Genomic DNA, 25,987 nt, shown 5'->3' with positions numbered 1-25,987 from the left:
TGTATGTATCAATAATTAAAAAATTATAAGGATGTTAGATGAAAGAACTAAAAGCATATTTATCAGCGAGTCCAAATCAATATCATGGTGATGTCACTGAAAATTTTGAAGATTTGGCGAAACAGTTCAGTCGCTTACAGCATCCGCGAATGCATCAAGGTGGGGCTACACTTTGCGTGTATTTTCAAGGACAAAAGGTCGTTGATATTTATATTGGAAAAAAATCAGCGACAGAACAATGGGAAAAGGATACTTTGTCAGTCTGTTACTCAACAGGCAAAGGTGTTTTGGCAACCTTAGCTCATATTTTAGTGAGTCGTGGTTTACTTGATTATGATCAACCAATTGCAAAATATTGGCCTGAATTTGCACAAAATGGTAAATCCAACATTCGTTTGGCAGATATTTTAAGCCACCAAAGTGGCTTATTTGATATCCGAAATTTGGTTCAAGATGCAGCGCAAATGGCCGATTGGGAACTTATGTTAAATCGGATTGCTGAGGCTAAACCGCGCTTTGCTGTAGGTGACGATGCAGCGTATCAGCCTTTAACTTTTGGCTGGTTGGTCGGCGGTGTTCTGGAAAAAGCCACAGGGCAAAGTTTATCTCATTTAATGCAACAATATTTGTTGCAACCTCTTCAGATACAAGATGCTTATTTTGGTGTGCCAACATCAGAACTTGATCGGGTTGCACGACCATTCCTCACAGTGAACTCTAAAAGCTCAAGTTCTGATTCTTCAAAAAGAAAAAATACAGCCAAGAAAACGACTTTAATGGATCGTGTTACGGCATGGTCTGGTCAAAATCCGCAAGATTTCCAAGATGCGATGATTCCTAAAGGCATGAAGAACTTTAGTTTTTTTAGTGAACAAGGCCTACAAGCTGTAATTCCTGCTGCCAATGGTGTTTTCTCTGCTGAAAGTTTGGCAAAAATTTATGCCATGTTGGCACAAGGGGGGATATGGCAACAGCAACAGTTGATTAAACCTGAAGTATTTCAACGCATGTCGCAAATTCAATATCAGCATCGTGATCGAATTATGCCGATTCCTATGCATTGGCGTTTAGGGTATCACCGTGTCCTGACTTTAGGCAAACATGTCCCACAAGGTTTCGGACACTTGGGTTTTAATGGCTCAGGTGCTTGGTGTGATCCAGAGCGCCAATTAAGTTTTGCTTACACACATAATTTTGCAACGGCATCCATTACTGGCGACTATCGTTTATGGGGCTTAACGCAAGAAACTTTAAGATGTGCTGATAAAATTCTAACAGGGCATAAAGGCTGGTTTTAAGATTTTTAGAGTGGATAATAGAGACTTCGCATACTTAATAAATGATAGGTGCGATGGGCATTGTCTTTGGTTCAACCATATTTAAAGGTGGTCAAATATGGAAAATCTACTCAAGTTACTTAAAGAAAATGTCGTTTAAATTATGTGAAAGATGTGAGTGAATAAGATCAAATTGCTGATTGATTTAAAGTGCACATCGACTGAATTTAAGATTAAGGTATCGACAGCGTGTTTAATTTCCACAATCACCATCGCGCTTTGAGATTGTTCATTCACTCTTGCGCAAAAAAACAGTATGCTTAGACCTGTGAAAAGGAGCATACATGTATCAAGTACTTGCGCGTAAATATCGTCCCCGTAATTTTAATGAATTGGTGGGGCAAAACCATGTCTCGCGTGCACTGAGTAGTGCATTAGAACGTGGGCGTTTACACCATGCGTATTTATTTACAGGTACACGTGGCGTGGGTAAAACCACAATTGCGCGTATTTTGGCAAAATGCTTGAACTGCGAAACAGGTGTAACAGCTACGCCGTGTGAAGTGTGTGCCACGTGTAAAGCGGTAAATGAAGGTCGTTTTATCGACCTGATTGAAATTGATGCGGCGTCACGAACCAAAGTCGAAGATACGCGAGAACTTTTAGATAACGTACCGTATGCTCCAACTCAGGGACGTTATAAAGTGTACTTGATTGATGAAGTACACATGCTTTCTACACATTCATTTAATGCTTTGCTTAAAACCTTAGAAGAACCGCCTGAGCATGTGAAATTTCTATTTGCAACCACAGATCCGCAAAAACTCCCAATTACGGTGATTTCGCGTTGCTTACAATTTACCTTACGTCCTCTAGCGGTCGATGAAATTACTGAGCATTTGACAAAAATTCTGGAAAAAGAACAGATTCCAGCTCAGCAAGATGCAATCTGGCAAATCGCGGAGTCTGCACAAGGCTCACTGCGTGACGCACTCTCTTTAACTGACCAGGCGATTGCCTATGGTCAAGGTGCTATTCAACATCAAGATGTGAAAGAGATGTTGGGCTTGATTGATCGCACGATCATTTATGATTTATTGTTGGCAATTCATCAAAATCAGAAAGCGCGTGTGAGTCAATTGTTGCTGCAATTTAGACAGCAAGCTTTAGATGTTTCTTTAGTTTTAGATCAACTGATTTCAACTTTACATGAATTAGCATTGCTGCAATATTTGCCTGATCTAAGCCTGAAATATAGTGCGGAAATTAATCAAAAGATTTCCCAGCTTTCTCAGCTAATCGCAGATCAAGATTTACAACTTTATTATCAGATTGCATGTAAAGGACGTGCAGATTTGCAACTTGCAGTGACGCAAGAGCAAGGTTTTGAAATGTGCGTATTGCGTTTGTTGGCCTTTAGACCTTTGCAACCAAATGAAGTCTTGGTTTCAACTCCTGCTACACAAATTCAGTCGGCACCAGTGTTGGCTACTGAACAAGTCGTTACAAATATCAATACTGTAGTTGCAGCTCCGCAAGATCAAATCCAAGCGATAGCGGAAGTTACACCACTTGTAGAAAACTTTGCTGTTGAGACAAATCTACAAGATCAGTCTGCATTACCAGAAATTCCAGAGCAGGTTGAAGAAACGGCCAATTTAGCGAGTCATTCAGATCAAATCGTGTTTGACCCTGTGAGTGAAGATGTTTTATTCGACCTTGATGAAGACACTGATACATCATACGAAGCTCCATCTGAAGCAAGTAGTGATGACTTCTTATTTGAGGAAATTGCACCAATTGCCGTAGAAGAAAAAGTAGAACGTCCAGTCGAACCATCTGATGAAAATGAGTCATTAGCAGCCGATGCAATTTTTACCAGTGTAGACACAGAACAAGACTCACTCTTTAGTTTAGCGGCTGATGAAGTTGAAACTCATTCAGCGGTTCAGCCGCTTATTGAGCAACCTGAGCCTGAAATTAAATCTCAGCCAGCCCCAACTGTATCGAATACAGAAACTGCAAAGCTTATGCCGCAAGATATTTTGCGTGTACAAGAACAAGTTTTGGAAGGTGAGTGGACGCTCGGTAAGTGGGAGTTCTGGTTCAGACATAGTGAATTATCACCAGCTGTACAAGAGTTGGCACAACATGGTGTAATGACGGGGCAAATTGATGCAGAATCTGTTTTTCATATCCCAGAACAATATCAGCAATTATTGGGTCAATCCCAACACTCACTAGAGCAAGCGCTAAAAAACCAGTGGCCCAATACTCAGTTTAAAATTGAATATGGTGCAGTGACAGACACTACACCTTATATTTTGCAGCATCAACGCAAAGAGCAAGCTTATCAGCGGGCAGAGGAATTGTTACAAACTGAACCCGTAGTACGTGATTTAATCCAAAGTTTTGATGCTGAATTACATAACATTCAATTGAAATAACTCTTAGATGAGCTTAGGTTGAGGCTCGACTTGCATAAAAGCTTGTAGAGCCTGACGCATGTTCATGGGAATCGGTGTACTTTTGCGCTGCTCTCGATCTACAAAAACATGAATAAACTGTCCCTGTGCCGCAGCTGTATTTTGATTGGCTTTAAAGATGGCCAAGTCATATTCTAAAGAACTATTGCCCATACGTTTGATTGCCACACCGACTTCAATCACTTCGGGGTAACAAAGCTCTTGTAAAAATTGACAAGATGAACTCACCACTAAGCCAATAATTGTTGAGCGGTGAATATCAAAATGAGCTTTTTTAATCAGCAGCGCATTCGCTGCGCTATCAAAGAAACTATAATAATTGACATTATTTACATGTCCGTAAATATCATTGTCTGACCAACGTGTTTGTATGGGAAAAATAAAAGGATAGTTTTCTCTAAGTTTGGCTTGGGGTTTCATTTTTTGCATGTCCTTTGCTAAGTGATGAATTAAGCGTAAATTGCATGATAAATTTGTTCAGCATCATTCAAGTTTAGATCGCGCGGGTTATTTTGTAATAGTCTGGTTTGTAACATGGCATCCTGTGCCAGTGTTGAAAGGGCAGTCTTTGGTACATTCAGTGCATTGAGCTTTAAAGTCAAACCACTTCGGTCTAAATGATTTTGCATATGATCAATAAATAAATCACATAATCCATCAGTGCAACCTTTGCTATAAGGATCTATCCATGTCATTAGTTCTGCATATAAATGCTTGGCATTCGGTGCATTAAACTTCAAGACTTCAGTTAAAACCAAGGCATTACTGTGGCCATGCGAAATGTGAAAATGTCCACCCAAAGGATAGGCCAATGCATGTACTGCACCTACAGGGGCATTGGCAAATGCCTGACCTGCAAACATCGAACCATTCAGCATATTTTGCCGTGCTTGAAGATTCGAACCATCTTCTAATACCAGCTTTAAATTTTGATTGAGTAGTCTTAATGCTTGTTTGGCTAACATATCTGCATACAGATTTTTTTTAATTTTTGAAGTATATGCTTCGATGGCATGAACCATGGCATCAATACCTGTTGCTGCCGTAATATGCGCGGGTAAATTTTGGGTAAAAGTTGCATCTAAAATGGCTACATCAGCATACAGTACAGGTGAGACAATGCCCATTTTAGTGGTTTCACCTGTAGTCACAATGGAAATTGGCGTGACTTCAGAGCCTGTACCCGCAGTCGTTGGAATGAGAATTAAAGGTAATCGAGGAGATTTTGCGTTGTTGATTCCATAGAGTTCAGCTAATTTTTGCGACTGGTCTGGATGGGCTAAAATTGCAATGAGTTTTGCAACATCTAAAGAGCTGCCTCCACCAAAGCCAATCACCGTATCAATTTTTTCTTGTTTTGCAAATTCTACGGCTGAATTGACAACGTGTTCGGGCGGATCAGCAATGACATCGGCATAAATCACATGTGCTAATGACAGATGTTCTAAAATTTCTAAAATAGGGTGATGTAACTGCTGTTGTAGCATACCGTTATCTGTCACCAACAACACTTTTTTACCACCTTGCTCAGTCAAGACCGTTGTGAGTTCTTGAATTGAGCCGAGGCCTGAAATAATTCGGGAAACAGTTTGAAACTGAAAGTCATACATTGGCAATTCCTTCATGCTTTATCAATATTTACGTGTTTTTGTTATACAGTTTTAGTGGGATTCATCCTCCAAATAACTTAACATAAGACATTGCAAAATAAACGTTCTATTGAGGTGCTTATGTCATCGCAAACGCCCTACAAGGTGTTATGTGTCTGTCTTGGAAATATCTGCCGTTCACCCACAGCAGAAGTGGTATTTAGACATTACTGTGATGCACATCAACTAAATATTGAGGTCGATTCTGCTGGAACCAGCAATTATCATCCGAATAAGGCGCCTGATTTAAGAAGCCAAAAACATGCCAGAAAACGAGGGTATGATTTATCCGCTTTACGTGCGCGTCAGCTCAAGATTCAAGACTTCGTTGAGTTTGATCTGATTTTGGCAATGGATTATGAGAACTTAGATGATATTCAAATTTTAATGCAACAGGCTCAATCAGTTCTTGGGCAGCGGATGCTTCGTGCAAAGATTGCCCTGATGAGTCAGCATGATCAAAAATTCCTTCAACAAGCGGTGCCAGACCCTTATTATGGTGGCGATGATGGGTTTGAGCGTGTACTTGATCAATGTGAATCAAGTAGTTTGGCTTGGGTTCAGGTACTTCAACAACAGCTGAAAGGCTAGTTCGGGTTTTAGCATGCATATTCAAAATAACGTTCAACTTCAGCCTTTTAATACCTTAAATTTGGGTTCGGTTGCATCACACTATGTAAAAATTGAAACTGAAGATATGTTGTTGGAAGCCTTATCTTATGCAGAACAGCAGCAGCTCAATGTGTTAATTCTATCTGGTGGGAGCAATATGCTTTTACCTGAGCATATTCATGCTTTGGTTATCCATATGGATATTCAAGGGATTGAAACTTTAAATGAAGATGCTCAGACCAAGACGCTCGCGGTTGGTGCGGGTCAAGTTTGGCATGATTTTGTGTTATGGACGACTGAACAGCATTTATATGGTCTGCAAAATTTAGCTCTAATTCCTGGTTTAGTCGGGGCATCACCTGTACAAAACATTGGTGCTTACGGTGTAGAAGTCGGTGAGTTTATTCAGGCTGTACGGGTTTATGACCGTACTACACAGCAATTTACTGAAATTCTTGCATCAGATTGTCAATTTGCTTATCGACACAGTATTTTTAAAGATCAACCTGAGCGTTATGTCATCACTCAAGTGATTTTTCAGCTTCTTAAACATGCAAATTTAAAGCTAAGCTACGGTGATTTAAAACAAGCCGTGGGCGAAGACTTAAGTGCAGAAAATCTACAAAATCAGGTTATTCAAATTCGTCAAAGTAAATTACCAGACCCGAAAGAATATCCGAATGCTGGCAGTTTCTTTAAAAATCCTGTGATCTCTGAACAATCTTTTGACCAAATAAATACGAAATTCCCTCAATTGCCCCATTACCCTCAAGCAAACGGTCAGATTAAAATTGCTGCAGGCTGGTTAATTGATCAGGCGGGTTGGAAAGGTAAGCGTTTGGGCATGGTTGGTATGTTTGCAAAACAGGCGTTGGTTTTGGTGAATTATGAAGATGCTACTTTATTGGATGTTCAGGCAACCTATCGTGCAGTTCAACAAGATGTGCTAAATAAATTCAATATTCGTCTAGAGCCAGAACCTGTTCTTTTTAATGCAGTTGGTTTAATTCAATCACACGTGGAATAATGAATGGCTAAAACACATTGGATGGTTCGTATTGTACAAATCGCAGCTTTGCTTTTTGTACTTTTAGGCTGTCTGGTGATTTTTATCTATTCGCCATTTTATTCAAAATTGGTCGTCAAAGCATTAAATACCTTTGTTCCTGTAGAGGTGAATGAAGTTGCTGCGAAAAGTCAAAAAATGGCAGCGTTGAGTGAAACTGAGAATCTTGAACCAGGCTCTAATTTATGGATTGCACGTCAAGCGTATCTTAAATTGATGGAACAAGAAATTCAGCAAAATAATTCTGAAAATTTACCGCAAATTCAAGCACGTTATAAAGCCTTGCAAGATTTAATTAATAAAGAGCAGCAAGAACAAAACGAAGAGGAAGAACGTCCTCAAGTTCCTCTTTTGGCAGATCCAAAGCAAGCCGCATCAGCACCTGAAGATCCAACTCAAAATGTAAAAGACTTACTAGAGTTAGATAGTAAAGAAAATAAAGCCTTGATGGAAAAATATCTGGATTTTCTACAGACACATAAAATCGAACCTGTAGTTGAAAGTGTTGATGCACAGCAAATTCAAAAAGATATTGCCCAAATTAAAGAACAAAATGAAACACCTAAAGGGACTTTATCACAACCTTATGCGATTGTGGTGTTGGGTGGTGGTTTAACCTTGGACAAAAATAGAAAAGATATTGTCGTGAATGACTATACAAAATTAAGACTGGAGAAAACTTTAGAAGTCGAGAAGCAGTATAGCTTACCCATTGTGCTTAGTGGTGTAGAAGCACCTTTTATGCAGACTTGGTTAAAAGAGCGCGGTGTAGATGCCAAGCTGTTAGAAAATAGAAGTATGAATACGTGTGAAAATTCACGCTTTAGCTCGCTATTATTACAAAAGAAAGGGGGAGCACCGACCGTGATTCTAATTACTGATCAATATCATATGCCTAGAACACGCCGTTTATTTGCTTTAAATGGAATTGAAACTGTACCTATTGAAGCACCTATGCCGACGCAATTAACAGCTTGGCAGCCTAGCCAACAAAACTATGATCATAGCCGCCGTGCAAATTATGAAATGTTAGCGACTATTCGCGACATGTTATTCGGCTCTAGTGATTGCCGAGAGGTACCTTAATGCCTGAAATTCCATTCTTAAATCCGAATATCCTGAAACAATTAGATTTACCTGTACCTAATCGGGACACGACACCACAGGTTTTAAGTCCATTAAATTTGAATCATGCTTTTTCACCATCTGTAGAATTACAAGCATATCGTAAGTTGTATGGGTTACATCTGCTGGATTGTGAGCATTGGCAAGGTTTTGTGCAAATGCCTTTGTTTAAGTTGCATGTGCAAGTGTTTCAACCTAAAGCGAATGCAGAAGGAAAGGTTATAATAAAAGGAACAGTATTCCTTTTGCATGGCTATTTAGAGCACAGTGGAATTTATCAGCCAATTATCCGTGAACTGCTTGAACAAGGTTTTAGTGTGCTTACGTATGATCTTCCAGGTCATGGATTAAGCGATGGTTCACCCGCAAGTATTCAAGATTTTGATCATTATCAGCGTGTGCTACATGCGGTATATCAATATGTGAAAAATGCTTCGCAGCTTCCTAAACCTTGGTTGGGAATTGGACAAAGTACGGGTGGTGCAATCCTGATGCATCATTTACTTGAGTTTGCCGAGCGCCGTGAAAATCCTTATGTGGAGCGTGTGTTACTGTTGTCACCTTTAATTCGACCTGCAAAATCGGCTTGGTGGCACAACTCTGTCGGTTTGGGCATTATTCGTCGCATTAAGCGTCAAGTTCCGAGACATTTCCGCCGTAATAATCATAATCCTGAGTTTTTACGCTTTGTTCGTTTAAAAGATCCTTTGCAACCTCGTATGATGGGTATGGACTGGATTTTGGCAATGTCGAAGTGGATGCAGCAAATGGAAGAACGACCTTCTTGTCGTATCCCAGTTTGGTTGGCTCAAGGCGCACTCGATCAAACCGTCGACTGGCGCTACAACATTGAGTTTATTCGTCAAAAATTTCGACTACAGACTTTGTTGATGTTGGAAGAAGGTTCTCATCAATTAATTAATGAACGAGCTGATATTCGTGCCGCTTTAACAGGGCTAATCCCTGCTTTTTTACATGCGCATAGTACAGGCGAGTATTATTAAAATTATTTTTTGAAATTCATGTTTAAAATGGACTCGGTTAAAAGCTTAGCCGAGTCCATTTATCATTAGAAATATTCTTTTTTTGCCATATTCCACATACGGAAATAAAAGTTTTCCTGATCTTTATTTTCGCAGTTTAGAAGTTCACCCTCTTTTAACCAAAAATGTAGTTGAGCATAGTTTTTAATTTCACGATCATTAATACGTTGTGCTAAATGGTGGGCCTTAATATCTGAAGGGTGGCGTAGACCTGCCGCAGCAATCATTTCGGATAGGGCATGTAGAGTATTTTTGTGGAAATGGAAAACACGTTCGGCTTTTGTAGGCACATGTATTGCCTTTTGGCGGTCTTGATCTTGGGTTGCAACACCGACGGGGCACTGGTTGGTATGACAGCTCTGTGCTTGAATACAGCCAATTGCGAACATAAAACCACGTGCTGAGTTAACCCAATCGGCACCAATTGCCATTGTGCTTGCAATATCAAAAGCACTGATGATTTTCCCACTAGCGCCAATTTTGATCTGCTTTCTTAATCCAGCACCAACTAAGGTATTGTGTACAAATAGTACGCCTTCACGGAGCGGCGTTCCCATATGATTGATCAATTCAATCGGTGCAGCACCAGTACCACCTTCGGAACCATCGACTACTATAAAGTCAGGGAGTATTTGCGTATGCAGCATCGCTTTGACTATCCCCATAAACTGCCAAGGTTGACCGATACATAGTTTGAAACCGACAGGTTTGCCACCAGAGAGTTCGCGCAATTTTTGAATAAACTGTAGCATTTCAATAGGGGTATTGAAGGCCGAGTGTTTAGAAGGTGAAATACAATCACGATCACGTGGAATACCACGGATTTGCGCAATTTCCGCAGAGATTTTATCTTTAGGAAGAATGCCACCGTGCCCTGGTTTGGCACCTTGTGACAGCTTAATCTCAATCATTTTAATTTGGGGGAGAATAGCCTGCTCTGCGAACTTTACTGGATCGAAAGTGCCATCTTCCGTACGACAACCAAAGTATCCACTACCCAGTTCCCAGACAATATCACCGCCATATTCTAAGTGATAAGGACTGAGACTACCTTCACCAGTATCGTGGTAAAAGTTTCCCAGTTGTGCACCTTTGTTTAATGCACGAATGGCATTGGCACTTAAGCTACCAAAGCTCATGGCGGAAATATTCATGATAGAAGCATTATAAGGTTGAGTGCATTGTGAACTCCCGATTTGAATGCGGAATGTAGAGGGATCTGCAGGCGGGCAAGGTTGAATGGAGTGTGTCATAAAGCGATAGTCTTGCTGATACACGTCGATGATGGAACCAAAAGGTTTATCTGAGTTTTCATTCTTGGCGCGTTGATAGACTAAGCTGCGTTGCATTCTGGAAAAAGGTAAAGCATCTTCATCGGATTCAATGAAATATTGTCTAATTTCTGGTCGGAACTCTTCAAATAAGAAGCGGAAATGTCCCATAATTGGGTAATTTTTTAAAATTGAATGCCGATTTTGTAATAAGTCATATATACCAACTAGACTTAACAGTGTACTGATTAACCACAATACATTAAGCGTCGTATCTGAAAGGAAATAATAAATATAATGAGGCGCATAGTTGAGTCTAAACCAAGTGATACTCAACGCGATAAAAATAAAAGTGAACCAAACAGAATGACGCGAAAAAAAAGTGTTCAGTAATTTATGGCGTACAATTTGTGCAGGATTCGGCATAGTTATAATTCATCCTTGTGCCTGATGTTGATTTGATTTCACAATGCCAAGATTTGCAGATGAGTACAAGTAACGATTTGTGTTATGGGGCCTTCAATAAATCATTTAAAAAGTCGAGTGGTTTACATAACAATCATGTTTATTTTCATTTAATTTATGCGACTGGGCAGTTTTTTTGTGTAAAAAGTAAACGATGAGTGTATCTTAGAAGAATAAGGAATAAACCGAGGGAGAAAACTTCAATTTACCCAAATTATAGGGATATGAGTCATCTTAAAAATCTGAGTATAGTGCTTACCAAAAATGGGGTGTTACATGAGCAATGATGAAACAATATTGCCAGTGCCAGTCATTATTCTGGAAGATGAACTAATTATACAAAACCGTCTAAGAAGAATTCTAACTGATCTGGGATATGAAAATGAGACATTACACTTTGTCTTTAATCTTAAGGAAGCATTTGAAAAAATAGAGGAAATTCCAATTTCATTGGCGTTGGTTGACTTGGGTTTACCTGATGGGAATGGCGTGGAGTTTATTGAAAAATTACGTGAAAGAGATTCAAGTGCCTTAATTCTGGTGATTTCTGCTTGGAGTACACAGTCAAGTTTGTTTTCTGCAATTAAAGCTGGGGCGACAGGCTATGTTTTAAAAGAGCGTGATGATTCTGAAGTTTTGTTAGCGATCCGTAGTATTTTGCGTGGCGGTGCACCTATTGATCCTTTTATTGCACGTGAGATTTTAAGTCAAATTGCGGCACAAGAAAATTCACAAGATAAAAGTGAACATCGGGAAGCGTTACCATCCGATATGGAAGCATTGACCAATCGTGAAAAGGAAATTTTGGATTTGGTGGCACAAGGTTTAAGTAATCGGGAAATCTCTGAGCAATTATTTGTTTCGCGCTATACGGTAGAAAGTCATATTAAGCATATTTATCGGAAACTTTCCGTTTCAAAAAGGACGAAAGCTGTAAGTGCAGCAAGAACTTTAGGGATTATATGACCAGACTGATTCTGCGGATTTTTGGTATGTTTGCATTGGTTTGCATTCATATGCAGACTTACTCAGCATCAACTTATTATTCCATAGACCCATATTGTACGATTCAAGTACAACCTATTCAATTTGTAAAAACAAATTCGATTCATCATATTCCTACATCGGGTTGGAAAGAAGTAGAGTTGCCTGATAACTGGGCTATCCATGAACCAAATTATAATGGTGGTGCTTGGTATAAAATACTTTGGAAACCAGATTGTTCATCGGGAACAATTAGTGAATCTTTTGCATTTTCAATTGAATATATTAATTCTGCGGGTACGGTTTATTTTAATCGTAACGTACTTTGGCGTGATAAAAATTTAATTGAACCCTTATCCAAAAGCTGGAATATGCCAAGGTATTGGGTATTAACACCATCCAGTATTAAAGCAGGAGAGAATGAGTTTTTAATTTATGCAAATGGTTATGCCTTTCAAAAAGCAGGATTAGGAGCGATTTCTTTCCATAATGTACAAGCTGCTGATGCTCAATATCAGCAACAGATTTGGAATAGGCGAACATTATTTGAAATCAATATCATCATTTCATTGGTATTAGGTCTTTTATGTTTTTCGATATGGATTTTTAGGCGTTCAGAAACAACCTTTGCATGGTTTGCGCTAAGTTGCATACTTTGGGTTTTATTTATTTCAAATATTTTAATGACAGAAACAAAACCATTTCCGAATAACGTGATTTCTGCACAAGCCAATCTCAGTTTTTTTATTCTTTATATGGTGTGTTTTTGTACGTATCTGCTTCGATTTATTCGTATTGAGTTTCCACGCTTAGAGCGCTGTATTTGGGGTCTCACGTTTATTGTATTAATTATTATTTTCTTTACACCACTACAATGGATCACACCAGTTTTTATTAAGATTTTTATCCTTTATATTTTATTATTTTTATCGACTTATTTTTATTTGGCTTATATTACAATTAAAGCTAAGAAAAGAGAGTATATATTTTTATTGCTATGTCTTACTGGTATTTTAATTTGTGCCTTATTTGATAGCTTACTTTTAGGTTCAAATTTGCATAAAAATATCAAACCACTTTCTCCTTATACCTCACCAATTATTACGGTCTTTGTCGTGCTTATTTTAGGGGTGAAATTAGCCAGAAATACACGCCGTGTAGAAAAATTTAATCAAAGACTAGAAGAAAAAGTACATCAGGTCAGTCAAGATTTATATGCCAGTGTGAATGAAAAACATAAGTTGGAATTGGAAAATGTTCGTTTACAAGAACGAATTCAGCTTTCGCATGATTTACATGATGGGTTAGGTTCATCTTTGGTACGTTCCATGATTATTGTCGATCAGGCGGAACACAATATGACGAATCAACAATTTATATCTATTTTAAAGTTGTTGCGGGATGATTTAAGGCAAATCATTGATAGTGGGTCAAGTCTTGAATCACGCGTGCCTGGGAATCCAGTATTGTGGGTGGCACCAGTTCGTCATCGTTTCAGTCAGCTCATGGATGAATTGGACATCGAGTCTAAATGGTCTTTTCCACAAAATTGGGGCTATGTACCGAATGCTTTACAGTGTTTAACCCTTATTCGGGTTTTGGAAGAAAGTCTAACCAATATTGTGAAACATAGTCAGGCGAAACATGTCTTTGTTTCTATGGTATTTCCGTATGAACGCCAACTGATTTTAACCATTGAGGATGATGGCGTTGGTTTTGATGTGAAAAGTAATTTTCAAAATGGGATGAGCATTGGAATTCGAAGTATGAAAATGCGTTTGGAACGTGTCGGGGCAGAGTTACAGGTCAGCTCTGAAAAAGGTAGAACTGTGGTTCAAGCACTATTAGAAATTAGAGAAGAGAAATAATTAGAAAAGGCATTCAAAACGAAATTGAATGCCTTTGTAGCTTTAACTTATTCTTCAGCTGGTGGAAGTAACATTAGAATTGAATCATTCATCAGTTGAGCAAAGTCCGCTAAAATTTCGTCATGATTAAAGTGTTGATCAAAGGCCAATACTTGCCCATCTGCAATTTGCTTTAACAGATTGCTAGAGTCTTCAGAAATACAAATTTGCTCGCCATTTGCCCAGAACAATAATGCTTGGTCTTGTTCGGCGTACAGTAAACGTGACGCAGGTTCAAGCAAAATCTCATAACCAGTATCTAAAATTTCACGCAAATCATCTGCTTCAATTTCATCAGGTTCAGGAATATTGTCAGGATATTTTGGCTCTGACATTAAGCTGATAATGGCATTGTCCAGTTCAGATGAATTCTGTAAGCGTTCGAGTAACAGCGTTTTTACATAATCCAATTCTGATTTGGTGATTTGCCCAATAGGATTGGCTTGTTGTCTTTGAATATCAAGCAATGGATTTTTTAAAAAAGTGTTATCAGCGAACTTGTCACTAACACGATCCATCACATCTGCCATGTTTGGCATGCGGAAACCAAATGAGAAGGTGAGACAGTCATCTTCCGCGACACCGTAATGTGATAATCCCGGTGGGACATAGAGCAAATCCCCAGGCGCAAGTACTTCATCAAAATCAACCTGCATTTCAGGCAATAATTTTAATGGTTGACCTGCAACAAATTCGGTATTGGCATCACATATTTGTCCGAGCTGCCAACGACGATGCCCATAGCCTTGCACAAGGAACACATCATAAAAGTCAAAGTGCTTTCCAACTGAGCCACCTTTAGGTGCATAGGATACCATGATGTCATCGCGGCGCCATTGTGGAATAAATGGAAACTTTTTCCATAATTCAGCCAAATCAAAAGAGTAATGATCGACGGCTTGAACCAGTAAGGTCCAAAGTTTTGGCATCTTTTGGAAATCACCCTTGATTAAAGGTGAAGATTTTACTGTCCACTGATTCGGGTCTTTATCTTTTTGCTTAATTAAACGTGCTGTCACATGCTCTTCTAAAGCCAGTTCCATCACATCATTGGGTTCTAAGATGTTGATGATTTCAGGTAAAGCATTACGTACAAGTAAAGGTTTCTTTTGCCAGTATTCGCGAAGAAACTGTTCAGCGGTGATGCCGCCTAAAATGTCTAAAGGTTGGGACATAAATTACAGCCTAAATTAAGGAACTAAAATATTTAATTGACGAAGAATTTGGCACAGTTGGATCATTGGCAGACCCATGAGAGTTGTTTGATCGTGTCCAATCATTTGTTCGAATAAACTAATGCCCAAACTCTCACATTTAAAGCTACCCGCACAATGTAGCGGTTGGTCTATAGCGACATAACGTTCAATCTCTGCCAAACTTAGTTTTCTAAATTTTACTTTGTAGTGTTCTACAAGAGTTTGCTCAAAGCCAGTTGACTGCTGTTGCACACTCAGCGCGGTACTAAAATAGACAATTTTGTCAGAGTTAGCCTGTAACTGACGAATGGCTTTATCTTCCGAGAGTGGTTTACCAATAAAAATATCAGGAGCACCTTCACGCCAAGCCACTTGGTCTGAACCAATCACAATGGCTTCTGGAAATTTTTGTGCAATGGTATTGGCTTTTTCAAAGGCTAAACGATGAGCCAAATCATCTGCATGTAATTCACCACGTGGTGATTCATCAATCTCTGGTACAACACAATCATATTGAATCTTTAAGCGATCCATTAAATCTTTGCGTGTCTGACTGCTTGAAGCCAGAATGATTTGGGTATTCATCAGATGGCATAATCCATTAATACATTCAGTGGAACATAAGAAAGAACGGCTTGATGGCAGGCATGGATTTTAACAGGAGGAGCTTGACCTGCCTGATAAGCTTCCACCCAACGTGTCACACAAATACACCAAAAATCGCCTGGTTGTAAACCAGGAAAACCAACTTCAGGTAAAGGGGTGATTAAGTCATTGCCAACTTTCTGTGAAAAATTTAGAAACTCAGAAGTCATTTGTGCACACAGGGTGTGTTGCCCTAAATCGGTCGTTGCAGTATGGCAAAATCCATTGCGAAAATAACCCGTAATCGGGTCAAAACAACAACTGGCTAAGGGTTCGCCAAATACATTTAAGCGGTTAATTTTAGGATCTGGATGAAATGACATAACAGTGAATCAATTTGTGGCTTTTCAATATCATAATCAAAACTAACGCTTTCGGCAGCTTTTATACAAAAGAAGCTAACCTTTTTCTGCATAATCATTTAAAATCGTGCCGATTTTATATATTCAGAGAGCTATACATGAATTTTCAGCGTATGACTGACCTTGATTTAGCAGGTAAACGAGTTCTTATTCGTGAAGACTTAAACGTTCCTGTTAAAAATGGTGTGATTACCAGTGATGCACGTTTACGTGCTGCATTACCGACAATCAAAGCTGCATTAGATAAAGGCGCAGCAGTCATGGTGTATTCACATCTTGGTCGTCCTGTAGAAGGGGAGCCAAAAGCTGAACAATCATTAGCTCCAGTTGCAGCATACTTAACCGAAGCTCTAGGCCAAGACGTTCAGTTAGTGACTGACTACCTTGATGGTGTTGACGTTCAAGCGGGTCAAGTAGTTCTTTTAGAAAACTGCCGTTTTAACCACGGTGAAAAGAAAAACAACCCAGAACTTGCACAAAAATATGCTGCACTTTGTGATGTATTCGTGATGGATGCATTTGGTACTGCGCACCGTGCAGAAGCATCAACAGAAGGTGTTGCACGTTTAGCACCTGTTGCAGCCGCGGGACCGCTTCTTGCCGCGGAACTTGATGCATTGGGTCGCGCACTACAAACCCCTGAAAAACCAATGGTTGCTATTGTTGCAGGTTCTAAGGTATCGACTAAACTTGATGTTTTAACTTCATTGTCAGATATCTGTGATCAATTGATCGTGGGTGGTGGTATTGCCAATACATTCTTGGCGGCAGCAGGTTATAACGTAGGTAAATCATTGTGTGAAAATGATTTAATCGACACTGCTAAAGCGATTGCTGCAAAAGTATCTGTACCACTTCCAACTGATGTTGTGGTTGCTGATGCTAGCGAAATCAAATTTGATGATTTCTTGGGTTCATTGGCTGCTGCAAAAGCAGTTGTGAAAAAAGTTGAAGATGTTGCTGATAACGATATGATTTTGGATGTTGGTCCAGAAACAGCACAAGCGTTTGCAGAAATTTTAAAAACTTCAAAAACTATTCTTTGGAACGGTCCAGTAGGCGTATTTGAAGTTGATCAATTCGGAGAAGGCACTAAATCGCTTTCTTTAGCGATCGCAGAATCTGAAGGTTTCTCTATTGCAGGTGGTGGTGATACTTTAGCTGCGATCGACAAATACGAAGTCGCTGACAAAATTGGTTATATCTCAACGGGTGGTGGTGCATTCCTTGAATTTGTTGAAGGCAAAACACTTCCAGCAGTTGCTGTTCTTCTAGAACGTGCTTGAAAAAAATAATGCATCGAATCAGATGAAATAAATGAAAAGGTTGACTTTGGTCAGCCTTTTTTATTGCATTCATCTTTAGGTCATCAAACTGTCATATCTCTGCAATAAAATCACGCCTATTAAATCACCTGTTGTAGGAATAATGTGATGAACCTAAAATTAACACTTGCTGCTTTATTAATCGCACCATTGGCTCTAACGGCTTGTGCCAAAAAAGATGAAGCACCGAAAACAGATGCAGCAGTAGAAGAAAAAGTTACTCCAGAGCAACAAGCTGCAATAGATTCATTAGATAAGCCAGTTATGGACGAAAAAAATACAGATGTTCCTGCTGAAGTCGCCAATGCAGATGCCGATGCGGCGACTCCTGCTACAGAAGCAGATGCTTCACAGGCGACTGCTCAATAAATTATCGTATTTTCTTAGAAGGTCCCTGCAATTGCAGGGATTTTTTTTAAATAGTGTTATTTATTGCTGAATTGAAACCTTTCAGCATGTAGAATATGTCGCATTACCTGGGAGGACATTATGGCTCTTATTTCATTGCGCCAGCTCTTGGATCACGCCGGCGAACATGCTTACGGCGTACCAGCATTCAACGTAAACAACTTAGAACAAATGCGTGCAATCATGCTTGCAGCAGATGCGACAAATTCACCTGTCATCGTACAAGCATCAGCGGGTGCGCGTAAATATGCAGGTGCTCCATTCTTACGTCACCTTATTTTGGCTGCAATTGAAGAATGGCCACATATTCCAGTGGTGATGCATCAAGATCACGGTACAGATCCAGATGTATGCCAACGTTCAATTCAATTGGGCTTCTCATCAGTAATGATGGATGGCTCATTGGGTGCAGACGGTAAAACACCAACCACTTATGAATATAACGTTGATGTAACACGTCGTACAGTACAAATGGCGCATGCATGCGGTGTTTCTGTTGAAGGTGAAATCGGTTGTTTAGGTAGCCTTGAAACAGGTATGGCGGGTGAAGAAGATGGTGTGGGAGCAGAAGGTGTTCTTGATCATTCTCAGCTGTTAACTTCAGTTGAAGAAGCACGTCAGTTTGTTGCAGATACCAATGTCGATGCACTTGCTATTGCGGTTGGTACTTCACATGGTGCGTACAAATTTACGCGTCCACCTACAGGCGATATTTTGGCAATTGACCGTATTAAAGAAATTCATGCGGCACTTCCAAATACGCATCTTGTAATGCACGGTTCAAGCTCTGTGCCACAAGAATGGTTGGCTGTAATTAACCAGTATGGTGGCGACATCAAAGAAACTTACGGTGTTCCTGTTGAGCAATTGGTTGAAGCAATCAAACATGGTGTACGTAAAATCAACATCGATACAGATTTACGTTTAGCATCTACGGGTGCAATGCGCCGTATGATGGCAGAACAACCAAGTGAATTCGATCCTCGTAAATTCTTCGCAAAAACTGTTGATGCAATGAAACAAATTTGTATCGACCGTTATGAAGCATTTGGTACTGCGGGCAACGCTGACAAGATTCGTCCAATTTCTTTAGAGAAAATGGTTGAACGTTATAAATAATCGCTCCACAAATTATTTATAAATAGAAGCCCACATAATTTATGTGGGCTTTTTATATGACTGACGAACAGATGGGGTAAATGTCTAATGGAACTGATCCTTGCAGCAGCACTTTGCAGCGTTTTAGTCTCAATACTGCTTAAAGTTTCTAAGGCTAAAGGCTTAAATCCTATGCAGATGATTTGCTGGAATTATGCGATTGCAAGTCTTTTATGTTTCTATTGGTTTAAGCCTGATTTGAGCCATGTTTCTCCAAGCAATACACCATGGTGGCTTATTCTCAGCCTAGGCTTGTTATTACCGAGTGTGTTTTTATCTTTATCTAAATCATTACAAACTGCGGGCATTGTCAAAACTGAAGTCGCACAGCGTTTATCAGTGGTTTTGTCGTTGGGTGCTGCTTATTTTATTTTTAATGAGCAGTTTGGCGTACTCAAACTTATTGGGATTGGTTTAGGTATTACAGCAGTGTTATGTATTATTTATTCACATCGCAGCAGTCATACTCAAGCGAGTGCTGGTTCCTCAGGTATGTTTTATTTAGTAAGTGTTTGGGTGGGGTATGCCTTGGTGGATATCTTGCTGAAATACACGACAGGTTTGGGTGTGCAGTTCTCTGTGGCTTTAAACTTAATGTTTATATGTGCCTTTATCTTTTCACTTTTATATGTCGTATTAACTACAAAGCAGATTGGTTCATCTACAAACATTTTTTGGGGATTATGTTTGGGTGTAGTTAATTTTGCCAATATCGCACTATACGTTAAAGCACACATATTACTTAAAGATAGTCCTGCAATTGTATTTGCAGGGATGAATATTTTGGTGGTGTTATTGGGTGTTTTGAGTGGGCTTATTTTCTTTAAGGAAAAACTTAAAACCAGCACCAGTCTAGGGTTGGGCTTAGGAATTATGAGTGTACTTTTTTTAGCCTATGCCATGATTGTTTGATAAATTTAACAGCCGACGTTATTGAGTAGAGAAGTAAGTCTTTTTTCTCCGCGGCCCCCATAAGGAAGCCAGTATGATGACACTGAGGGCAGTGTGGTTCATGCAGCATAGACTGTGTAGAGAGATGAAAATAGGTAACTTGACAATGTTTACATTCAAATTTAATTGGAAGTTGAATAAATAAAGACATCAATAACCTCTGCTTAGGTAAAACTTATATCTTAATTAAGCAAGATTTGTTCCTTTCCTTTAGAGAAAAAGGGACAAATGAATTGTCCCTGATTATTACAAGTAAATTTTACAGCTTAGTGAATACTTCTTCTTTCTTTAGGCGAGACTTTGGTAGCTTGGCGTTAAAATCTGTCTCACTGCGATAGCCCAGTGTTAGTAGCACAGAGGGAATTAAGCCTTTTTCTGTGAGTTGTAATTCTTCAGTTAATAAATCCTCATCAAAACCACCAATAGGGGTGGCATCAACATTCTCGATTCCTGCTGCAAGCAGGATTTGTCCCAACGCGATAAAGGTTTGATTTTCAGCCCAACGTTGAATATCACCTTTTTCATTACGGTAATAATCGACATAACCTGTACGGCTGTCTTTTTGACCTTGTTTTGCAGTAGCGTCTTTGAAGCGACCACTGACATCATCTTGCGCCAATAAATTTTCTAAATGTTCTTCAGTAATATCTGCTTTAGTGCAAAATAAAATGGTATGTGATGAATCTAATACTTTTGGTGCATTGTAGGCATATTTTCCCACCAAAGCCTTGGCAATGCGTTCTTTGGCTGTATGGTTATCTGCAATAAAGAAATGCCAAGGCTGAATATTAATTGAAGAAGGTGTTAGGCGTAAAATTTCCAGTAGGCGTTCAAATTGCTCTTGTGGAATTTTCTTGGAAGGGTCGTAAGCCTTAGTGGTATAACGAGTTTTTGAAATGTTCAAAAGATCCATGAAAATTTCTCCGAGGTCAAATGGATGCTGTCATTAGCTGAAAATTCACATTAATCGTTTAGAGTTATACATTCAAGCAGCGTATACGAATGATCTATCAAAGATTGTTCAATTATGAGATTGGAGGGGATTCTGCAAGATTAAGTGGTGAATGCAATGATCAAATAGAAAATCAATATTGGTATTTAGGTGTGAAGAAGGCTTTACTGTTTTTAGTAAGTGCGTTTATGACCGTTGAACATGATGACTGACACGATTAATTACTTTAAGCAAAATTTAAAAAAGCTACAACAAATAGGGCTTTGGGTTGGTTTGGCAGATGCGTATGCAACTGAACTGATTGCAAATGCGGGCTATGACTGGTTACTGATTGATGGTGAACATGCCCCGAGTGATTTAAGAACGACATTATCACAACTGCAAAGCATGGCAGCATATCCTTCACAAGCGGTGGTACGTCCACCCATTGGTAGTGTTCAATTAATTAAACAGTTATTGGATATTGGGGTACAAACCTTATTGATTCCAATGGTAGAAACGGTTGAGCAGGCAGAGCTTATGGTAAAAGCGGTACGTTATCCACCAGAAGGGATTCGTGGTGTCGGTGCAGCATTGGCGCGTGCAACGCGTTGGAACAGTATTCCTGATTATTATGCACACGCGCATGAACAAATTTGTTTATTGATTCAAATTGAGTCAGTGCAAGGCTTAAATCATTTAGATGAAATTCTTAAAATTGAAGGGATTGATGGAGTATTCATTGGGGCAGTCGATTTATCTGCGACGATGGGCTATCAAGGTGATCCGAACCATCCTGACGTACAGAAAGCTGTCATAGCAGCCATTCAAAAGATTCGTGCCGCAGGAAAAGCCGCAGGCATCTTATCCACCACAGATGAAGTCACGCAGAAATACATAGAATTAGGAACAGAGTTTGTCGCTGTAGGCGTAGATACCAGTGTCTTGATGAATGGATTAAGAACATTGTTGGCGAAGTATAAAAAGGGCAGTGAGGAAAAGCGAATAGAAGGTGGTTATTAACCCTGAACAGGTAAGCCAGCGAAAAATAAGAGTTTTAAATACTTAGTAATTAAACGTACTTAATTTTAATATTAAGTCCTGTTGTTTTGGATCAACAACCAAAATTTGTGCTGAATCTTCTTTCCAATCACCCAAGACAATACGCTTTTTGCCTTGTAGCTCATGAATGGCTGCACGATGGGTGTGTCCATGAATGAGAATATCTACATCCGCTAAAGCTTGGGTAACGGCTTGTTGATTGACATCCATCACTTCATAACTTTTAAACTGCTGCGCAGCGTAACTTTTTTTACGGAAACCGTTGGCAAGTTTGGTGCGGAAGCTGAGTGGCATTTTTCGTAGAAAGCCCAATACAAGAGGATTGCGAATCACTTTTTTAAAGCGTTGATAACCGACATCATCGGTACAAAGCGCATCACCATGTTCTAGGCGGAACTTGTGTTGATTGATGTTTAGGACATAGTCGTCAGGCAATAAAATGCCATTAAACTGATCCAGAAATTTTTGACCTAAGGCGAAATCACGATTACCCACTTGGAAATAAATCTGATTACCTGCGGCATTAAACTGTTGTAATGCAGCAACGAGTTCATCTAACCATGGTGCAGTATAGTCATCGCCAATCCAAGCATTGAACCAATCACCTAAAATATAGAGCTGAGTTTGCTTAAATTGATATTCTTTAAGCAAAGCGAAAAACCCTCGAACAAGTCGAGGGTGATCGGGTGACAAATGTAAATCTGATATAAACAGATAGGTCACGCTTTTATCCTTTAAATAATCCCTCCTAACCTCCCTTTACTCAGGGAGGAAGTCCCTCTTTTTAAAGAGGGATTTAGGGAGATTAATTACTCAGAAATGATTTTTGCAGATTCGATGACAACGTTTTCTAAAGGAACATCTGCGTGGTAACCACGGTTGCCAGTACGAACGCCTTTGATTGCTTCTACTACATCCATACCGTCAGTAACTTTACCAAATACTGCATAGCCCCAACCTTGCGCTGTTTTACCAGTGTGGTTAAGGAAAGAGTTGTTTTTCACGTTAATAAAGAACTGTGCAGATGCAGAGTGAGGAGCTTGGGTACGCGCCATTGCGATAGTACCTACGTCATTGCTCAAACCGTTGTCTGCTTCGTTCTCAATTGAATCACGAGTTGCTTTTTCTTTGAAGTTTTCATCCATGCCGCCACCTTGGATCATGAAACCATCAATCACACGGTGGAAAATTACGCCGTCATAGAAACCGTCACGAACATATTCTAAAAAGTTAGCAACTGTTTTAGGTGCTTTTTCAGCGTTAAGCTCAAGAACAATACGACCTTTATTGGTGTTTAATTCGACTTGAGGAAAACTCATTGTGTAATCTCCTTAACATGGACATAAAAGCCATGGGTTTTTGGTTGAGAGAAGCATAAGCAAACTGTAAACTACAAGGCAAGTAAAAACGTACATTTCTTTGTTAAAAATACTGAAATTGCGTTTAAAATATCCTGTTTTTTATTTTTAGAAGTGATCTATCTACTATGAAGCCAAATGATGTTGTTGCATCTCTGCCAAATAACCCGACACCAAGTAATCATGCCTCTGTCGATGCTGCGCAGCAAGAACAACAGCCTGGCTTGGATTTTGTACGTCAGGTCATTACTGACGATTTATCTTCTGGGCGTACACAAACCGTTGTAACGCGTTTCCCACCAGAGCCAAATGGCTATTTGCATATTGGTCATGTAAAAGCAATTTGCCTAAATTTTGGTATTGCACAGGAATTTAATGGTTATTGTAATCTTCGTTTTGACGATACAAACCCCGATGCTGAAGAACAAGAATATGTTGATGGTATTGCCAACGATGTAAAATGGTTAGGTTTCGAATGGAAAGATGAACCACGTTATGCGTCGGGTTATTTTGATCAATTATATGCATGGGCAGTGCAATTGATTGAACAAGGTGATGCTTATGTGGATTTGCAATCACCTGAAGAAATTAAATTAAACCGTGGTAACTTTGTTGAGCCTGGGAAGAATTCACCTTACCGTGATGCAACAGTTGCAGAGAACCTAGAACGCTTTGAAAAAATGCGTAATGGTGAAATGAAAGAAGGCGAAGCGGTATTACGTGCCAAAATTGACATGGCATCTCCAAATGTACACATGCGTGATCCAATTCTTTACCGCGTATTGCATTCCGAGCACCATCAAACGGGCGACAAATGGAAAATGTATCCAATGTATGACTATGCTCATCCATTGTCTGATGCAATTGAAGGCATTACGCACTCTTTATGTACTTTGGAATTCCAAGACCACCGCCCATTCTATGATTGGGTGATTGAGAAAGTTCATTCAGCAGCAGTACCTCGTCAGTACGAATCTAGCCGTTTAAACATTGACTACACCATCACTTCAAAACGTAAATTGCGTAAATTGGTTGAAGGTGGTTATGTAAATGGATGGGATGATCCACGTATGCCAACGGTTGTCGGTATGCGCCGTCGTGGTTTTACACCTGAAGGTTTACGTGATTTCTGCAAGCGTGTGGGCGTGTCTAAGACTGATGGTATTGTTGATGTGGCAATGCTTGAATTCTGTATCCGTCAATCGCTAGAAAATGCTGCTGGTCGTGGTATGGCCGTCTTAAATCCATTGAAAGTCACTTTAACGAATTTACCTGAAGCTTTGGACTTGGTTCATGCACGTCATCCAAATGTAGATATGGGCGAGCGTGTTATTCCTTTGACTTCTGAAATCTATATTGATCGTAAAGATTTTGAAGAAATTCCACCAAAAGGCTTCAAGCGTTTAGTCCCTGAAGGTGAAGTGCGTTTACGTCATGCTTATGTCATTAAATGTGATGAAATCATTAAGGATGAAAACGGTGAAGTGGTTGAACTAAAATGTTCAATTGATCCTGAAACTTTAGGGAAAAATCCTGAAGGTCGTAAAGTGAAAGGTGTAATTCACTGGGTATCTGCAAGCAAAGGTGTTCCTGCTGAAGTACGTATTTATGACCGTTTATTCACCGAATCTGCACCAGATGCAACCGATGATTTCTTGGCGAATCTAAACCCAGAATCATTGCAAGTGGTACAAGCTGTGATTGAACCCGCTTTGGCACAAGCAGAGCCTGAACAACGTTTCCAATTTGAACGTGAAGGTTATTTTGTAGCAGATCGTTATGACCATTCAGCTGAAAAGCCAGTGTTTAACCGTATTTTAGATTTAAAAGACAGTTTTAAACCAGGTAAATAAAACCTGATTTGAAATGTGAAAGCCCCTGAACCGTGAGTTGAGGGGCTTTTTTAATGTCTAATGTTTTTTGAAATAGAGATTGCAAAGTGAGTTAAATATGATGGATCGCTTAAAAGGAGAAAATGGTACTTTTAAACATCAACTTAACGATTTTTATGTTCTTGATCTTTGAAGAATAAATAAGTCTGTCTTTGCATTTTCGCTTTATCACGCAGTTTCTTTTTAATATATAGCGCAAGTGCAAAGCAAGTGGTGGTAATAGTGAGCAACATCCCATTCATATAGCTCATAATTGAGCTTACATAACCGATAGTCGTTAAACGATTCATCATACGAACCACTTGTGGACTGCTTTCCACACCTGTAATTGCCCAAGTGCAAAGATGTTCACAATTGTTCATAATCAGGTGATAGTGGTTTTCTTTCATACGTGAGCGCATACGGCGTACGACTTTGCGACCCGAATATTTAGAATGTTGGTAATGCACGACATCAATTTTTTTACCATGACAGAATTCTGCCAGAGTGGTGGTTTCAATCGGTCTTTTTTTGAAGAAATGGGCAAAACCTGAATAATGGATAACACGTCCACGCCCAATATAAATCCCATGATGAGAGTAGGCGAAGTGTTTTACCACCAAATGTGCCCCAATATGAAACGGTTTTTTCTGTTGATGCATCGCTACACTAAACGAATAAACTTAAGCATTATATTAGCATGTAGTTTACTTGGAATAATGAAGATAAGTGAATAGTTGCATATGAATGCTACAAAAAGCAATAAAATAGAAGAGAAGTGATGAAAGTGTAATAGTTCACATGACAATAACATTGAGACAGGTTCTGCAATTGA

Annotated in this window: 24 protein-coding genes; 14 read left to right on the top strand and 10 right to left on the bottom strand. The window is 39.4% G+C overall.

Annotated elements, in window-relative coordinates; translation table 11 throughout:
• The first annotated feature begins 38 nt into the window (after positions 1-38).
• Both F4W09_RS14730 and dnaX read left to right on the top strand, forming a co-directional pair.
• Positions 39-1,298, top strand: coding sequence for a serine hydrolase domain-containing protein (locus F4W09_RS14730; RefSeq protein ID WP_151505195.1), 1,260 nt, complete (start codon positions 39-41; stop codon positions 1,296-1,298).
• 323 nt (positions 1,299-1,621) lie between these two features.
• The gene (gene dnaX, locus F4W09_RS14725; protein WP_151505194.1) at positions 1,622-3,724 is read left to right on the top strand and encodes a DNA polymerase III subunit gamma/tau; all 2,103 of its coding nucleotides are present in this window, start codon (positions 1,622-1,624) and stop codon (positions 3,722-3,724) included.
• 3 nt (positions 3,725-3,727) lie between these two features.
• Here dnaX and F4W09_RS14720 read toward each other — a convergent pair whose 3' ends face one another.
• Together F4W09_RS14720 and F4W09_RS14715 are read right to left on the bottom strand one after the other, a co-directional pair.
• Positions 3,728-4,183: an acyl-CoA thioesterase gene (locus F4W09_RS14720; protein ID WP_151505199.1), complete on the bottom strand. Its 456-nt coding sequence runs from the start codon at positions 4,181-4,183 to the stop codon at positions 3,728-3,730.
• Positions 4,184-4,212: 29 nt separating this feature from the next.
• Complete coding sequence (locus tag F4W09_RS14715; protein WP_151505193.1) at positions 4,213-5,373, bottom strand: iron-containing alcohol dehydrogenase; 1,161 nt, start codon at positions 5,371-5,373, stop codon at positions 4,213-4,215.
• Positions 5,374-5,493: 120 nt separating this feature from the next.
• Here F4W09_RS14715 and F4W09_RS14710 point away from each other — a divergent pair, with 120 nt between their 5' ends.
• Genes F4W09_RS14710 through F4W09_RS14695 form a run of 4 tightly spaced genes read left to right on the top strand, consistent with a single transcriptional unit; the run spans position 5,494 to position 9,219 of the window.
• A complete protein-coding gene (locus tag F4W09_RS14710; RefSeq protein ID WP_151505192.1) occupies positions 5,494-6,003 on the top strand; it encodes a low molecular weight protein-tyrosine-phosphatase in 510 nt (169 codons plus the stop codon).
• Positions 6,004-6,016: 13 nt separating this feature from the next.
• A complete protein-coding gene (gene murB, locus F4W09_RS14705; RefSeq protein WP_151505191.1) occupies positions 6,017-7,051 on the top strand; it encodes a UDP-N-acetylmuramate dehydrogenase in 1,035 nt (344 codons plus the stop codon).
• Positions 7,052-7,054: 3 nt separating this feature from the next.
• Positions 7,055-8,176 carry a YdcF family protein gene (locus F4W09_RS14700; protein WP_151505190.1) on the top strand — a complete coding sequence of 374 codons (1,122 nt, stop codon included), beginning with the start codon at positions 7,055-7,057 and terminating at the stop codon, positions 8,174-8,176.
• Positions 8,176-9,219, top strand: a complete 1,044-nt coding sequence (locus F4W09_RS14695) for an alpha/beta hydrolase (protein ID WP_151505189.1) — start codon at positions 8,176-8,178, stop codon at positions 9,217-9,219. Before F4W09_RS14700 ends, F4W09_RS14695 begins: the two co-directional genes overlap by 1 nt.
• A gap of 65 nt (positions 9,220-9,284) precedes the next feature.
• Here F4W09_RS14695 and F4W09_RS14690 read toward each other — a convergent pair whose 3' ends face one another.
• The gene (locus F4W09_RS14690; RefSeq protein WP_151505188.1) at positions 9,285-10,955 is read right to left on the bottom strand and encodes an FMN-binding glutamate synthase family protein; all 1,671 of its coding nucleotides are present in this window, start codon (positions 10,953-10,955) and stop codon (positions 9,285-9,287) included.
• A gap of 315 nt (positions 10,956-11,270) precedes the next feature.
• Between F4W09_RS14690 and F4W09_RS14685 the strand changes: the two genes are divergently transcribed.
• Positions 11,271-11,960, top strand: a complete 690-nt coding sequence (locus F4W09_RS14685) for a sigma-70 family RNA polymerase sigma factor (protein WP_044740429.1) — start codon at positions 11,271-11,273, stop codon at positions 11,958-11,960.
• Positions 11,957-13,846: a sensor histidine kinase gene (locus tag F4W09_RS14680; RefSeq protein WP_151505187.1), complete on the top strand. Its 1,890-nt coding sequence runs from the start codon at positions 11,957-11,959 to the stop codon at positions 13,844-13,846. The genes F4W09_RS14685 and F4W09_RS14680 overlap by 4 nt, the downstream gene beginning before the upstream one ends.
• Positions 13,847-13,893: 47 nt before the next feature.
• Here F4W09_RS14680 and F4W09_RS14675 read toward each other — a convergent pair whose 3' ends face one another.
• From F4W09_RS14675 to F4W09_RS14665, 3 genes are read right to left on the bottom strand one after another with little or no spacing between them, the layout of a single operon-like run.
• Positions 13,894-15,060, bottom strand: coding sequence for a ribosomal protein uL16 3-hydroxylase (locus F4W09_RS14675; protein WP_151505186.1), 1,167 nt, complete (start codon positions 15,058-15,060; stop codon positions 13,894-13,896).
• A gap of 15 nt (positions 15,061-15,075) precedes the next feature.
• A complete protein-coding gene (locus F4W09_RS14670; protein ID WP_016166327.1) occupies positions 15,076-15,666 on the bottom strand; it encodes a Maf family protein in 591 nt (196 codons plus the stop codon).
• Positions 15,666-16,049: a DUF2237 family protein gene (locus F4W09_RS14665; RefSeq protein ID WP_016166326.1), complete on the bottom strand. Its 384-nt coding sequence runs from the start codon at positions 16,047-16,049 to the stop codon at positions 15,666-15,668. Before F4W09_RS14665 ends, F4W09_RS14670 begins: the two co-directional genes overlap by 1 nt.
• Positions 16,050-16,186: 137 nt before the next feature.
• Here F4W09_RS14665 and F4W09_RS14660 point away from each other — a divergent pair, with 137 nt between their 5' ends.
• From F4W09_RS14660 to F4W09_RS14645, 4 genes are all read left to right on the top strand, one after another.
• Entirely contained in the window at positions 16,187-17,374 is a 1,188-nt protein-coding gene (locus F4W09_RS14660) for a phosphoglycerate kinase (protein WP_044740432.1), read from the top strand.
• Between the two features lie 147 nt (positions 17,375-17,521).
• Complete coding sequence (locus F4W09_RS14655; protein WP_151505185.1) at positions 17,522-17,782, top strand: hypothetical protein; 261 nt, start codon at positions 17,522-17,524, stop codon at positions 17,780-17,782.
• Positions 17,783-17,902: 120 nt separating this feature from the next.
• A complete protein-coding gene (gene fba, locus F4W09_RS14650; protein WP_016166323.1) occupies positions 17,903-18,940 on the top strand; it encodes a class II fructose-bisphosphate aldolase in 1,038 nt (345 codons plus the stop codon).
• An 87-nt stretch (positions 18,941-19,027) separates the two neighbouring features.
• Positions 19,028-19,891, top strand: a complete 864-nt coding sequence (locus F4W09_RS14645; protein ID WP_151505184.1) for an EamA family transporter — start codon at positions 19,028-19,030, stop codon at positions 19,889-19,891.
• 298 nt (positions 19,892-20,189) lie between these two features.
• On the opposite strand, the gene nfsB is transcribed toward F4W09_RS14645, so the two are convergent.
• Positions 20,190-20,843, bottom strand: a complete 654-nt coding sequence (gene nfsB, locus F4W09_RS14640) for an oxygen-insensitive NAD(P)H nitroreductase (RefSeq protein WP_016166320.1) — start codon at positions 20,841-20,843, stop codon at positions 20,190-20,192.
• A 243-nt stretch (positions 20,844-21,086) separates the two neighbouring features.
• On the opposite strand from nfsB, the gene hpaI reads away from it, so the two are divergent.
• Positions 21,087-21,884 (top strand): 4-hydroxy-2-oxoheptanedioate aldolase, encoded by a 798-nt coding sequence (gene hpaI, locus F4W09_RS14635; RefSeq protein ID WP_026441172.1) that lies wholly within the window; start codon positions 21,087-21,089, stop codon positions 21,882-21,884.
• 42 nt (positions 21,885-21,926) lie between these two features.
• On the opposite strand, the gene F4W09_RS14630 is transcribed toward hpaI, so the two are convergent.
• Together F4W09_RS14630 and F4W09_RS14625 are read right to left on the bottom strand one after the other, a co-directional pair.
• Positions 21,927-22,646, bottom strand: coding sequence for a UDP-2,3-diacylglucosamine diphosphatase (locus F4W09_RS14630; RefSeq protein ID WP_151505183.1), 720 nt, complete (start codon positions 22,644-22,646; stop codon positions 21,927-21,929).
• Positions 22,647-22,732: 86 nt separating this feature from the next.
• On the bottom strand, positions 22,733-23,242 hold the full coding sequence (locus F4W09_RS14625) for a peptidylprolyl isomerase (RefSeq protein WP_016166314.1): 510 nt from the start codon (positions 23,240-23,242) through the stop codon (positions 22,733-22,735).
• Between the two features lie 167 nt (positions 23,243-23,409).
• On the opposite strand from F4W09_RS14625, the gene F4W09_RS14620 reads away from it, so the two are divergent.
• Positions 23,410-25,134 carry a glutamine--tRNA ligase/YqeY domain fusion protein gene (locus F4W09_RS14620; protein WP_104442051.1) on the top strand — a complete coding sequence of 575 codons (1,725 nt, stop codon included), beginning with the start codon at positions 23,410-23,412 and terminating at the stop codon, positions 25,132-25,134.
• Positions 25,135-25,277: 143 nt separating this feature from the next.
• On the opposite strand, the gene F4W09_RS14615 is transcribed toward F4W09_RS14620, so the two are convergent.
• Entirely contained in the window at positions 25,278-25,814 is a 537-nt protein-coding gene (locus F4W09_RS14615) for a lecithin retinol acyltransferase family protein (protein ID WP_016166312.1), read from the bottom strand.
• Positions 25,815-25,987: the final 173 nt, after the last annotated feature.

This window comes from Acinetobacter tandoii, from assembly GCF_008867985.1.
Lineage (GTDB): Bacteria > Pseudomonadota > Gammaproteobacteria > Pseudomonadales > Moraxellaceae > Acinetobacter > Acinetobacter tandoii.
This window is presented reverse-complemented; position numbering and strand designations above follow the sequence as displayed.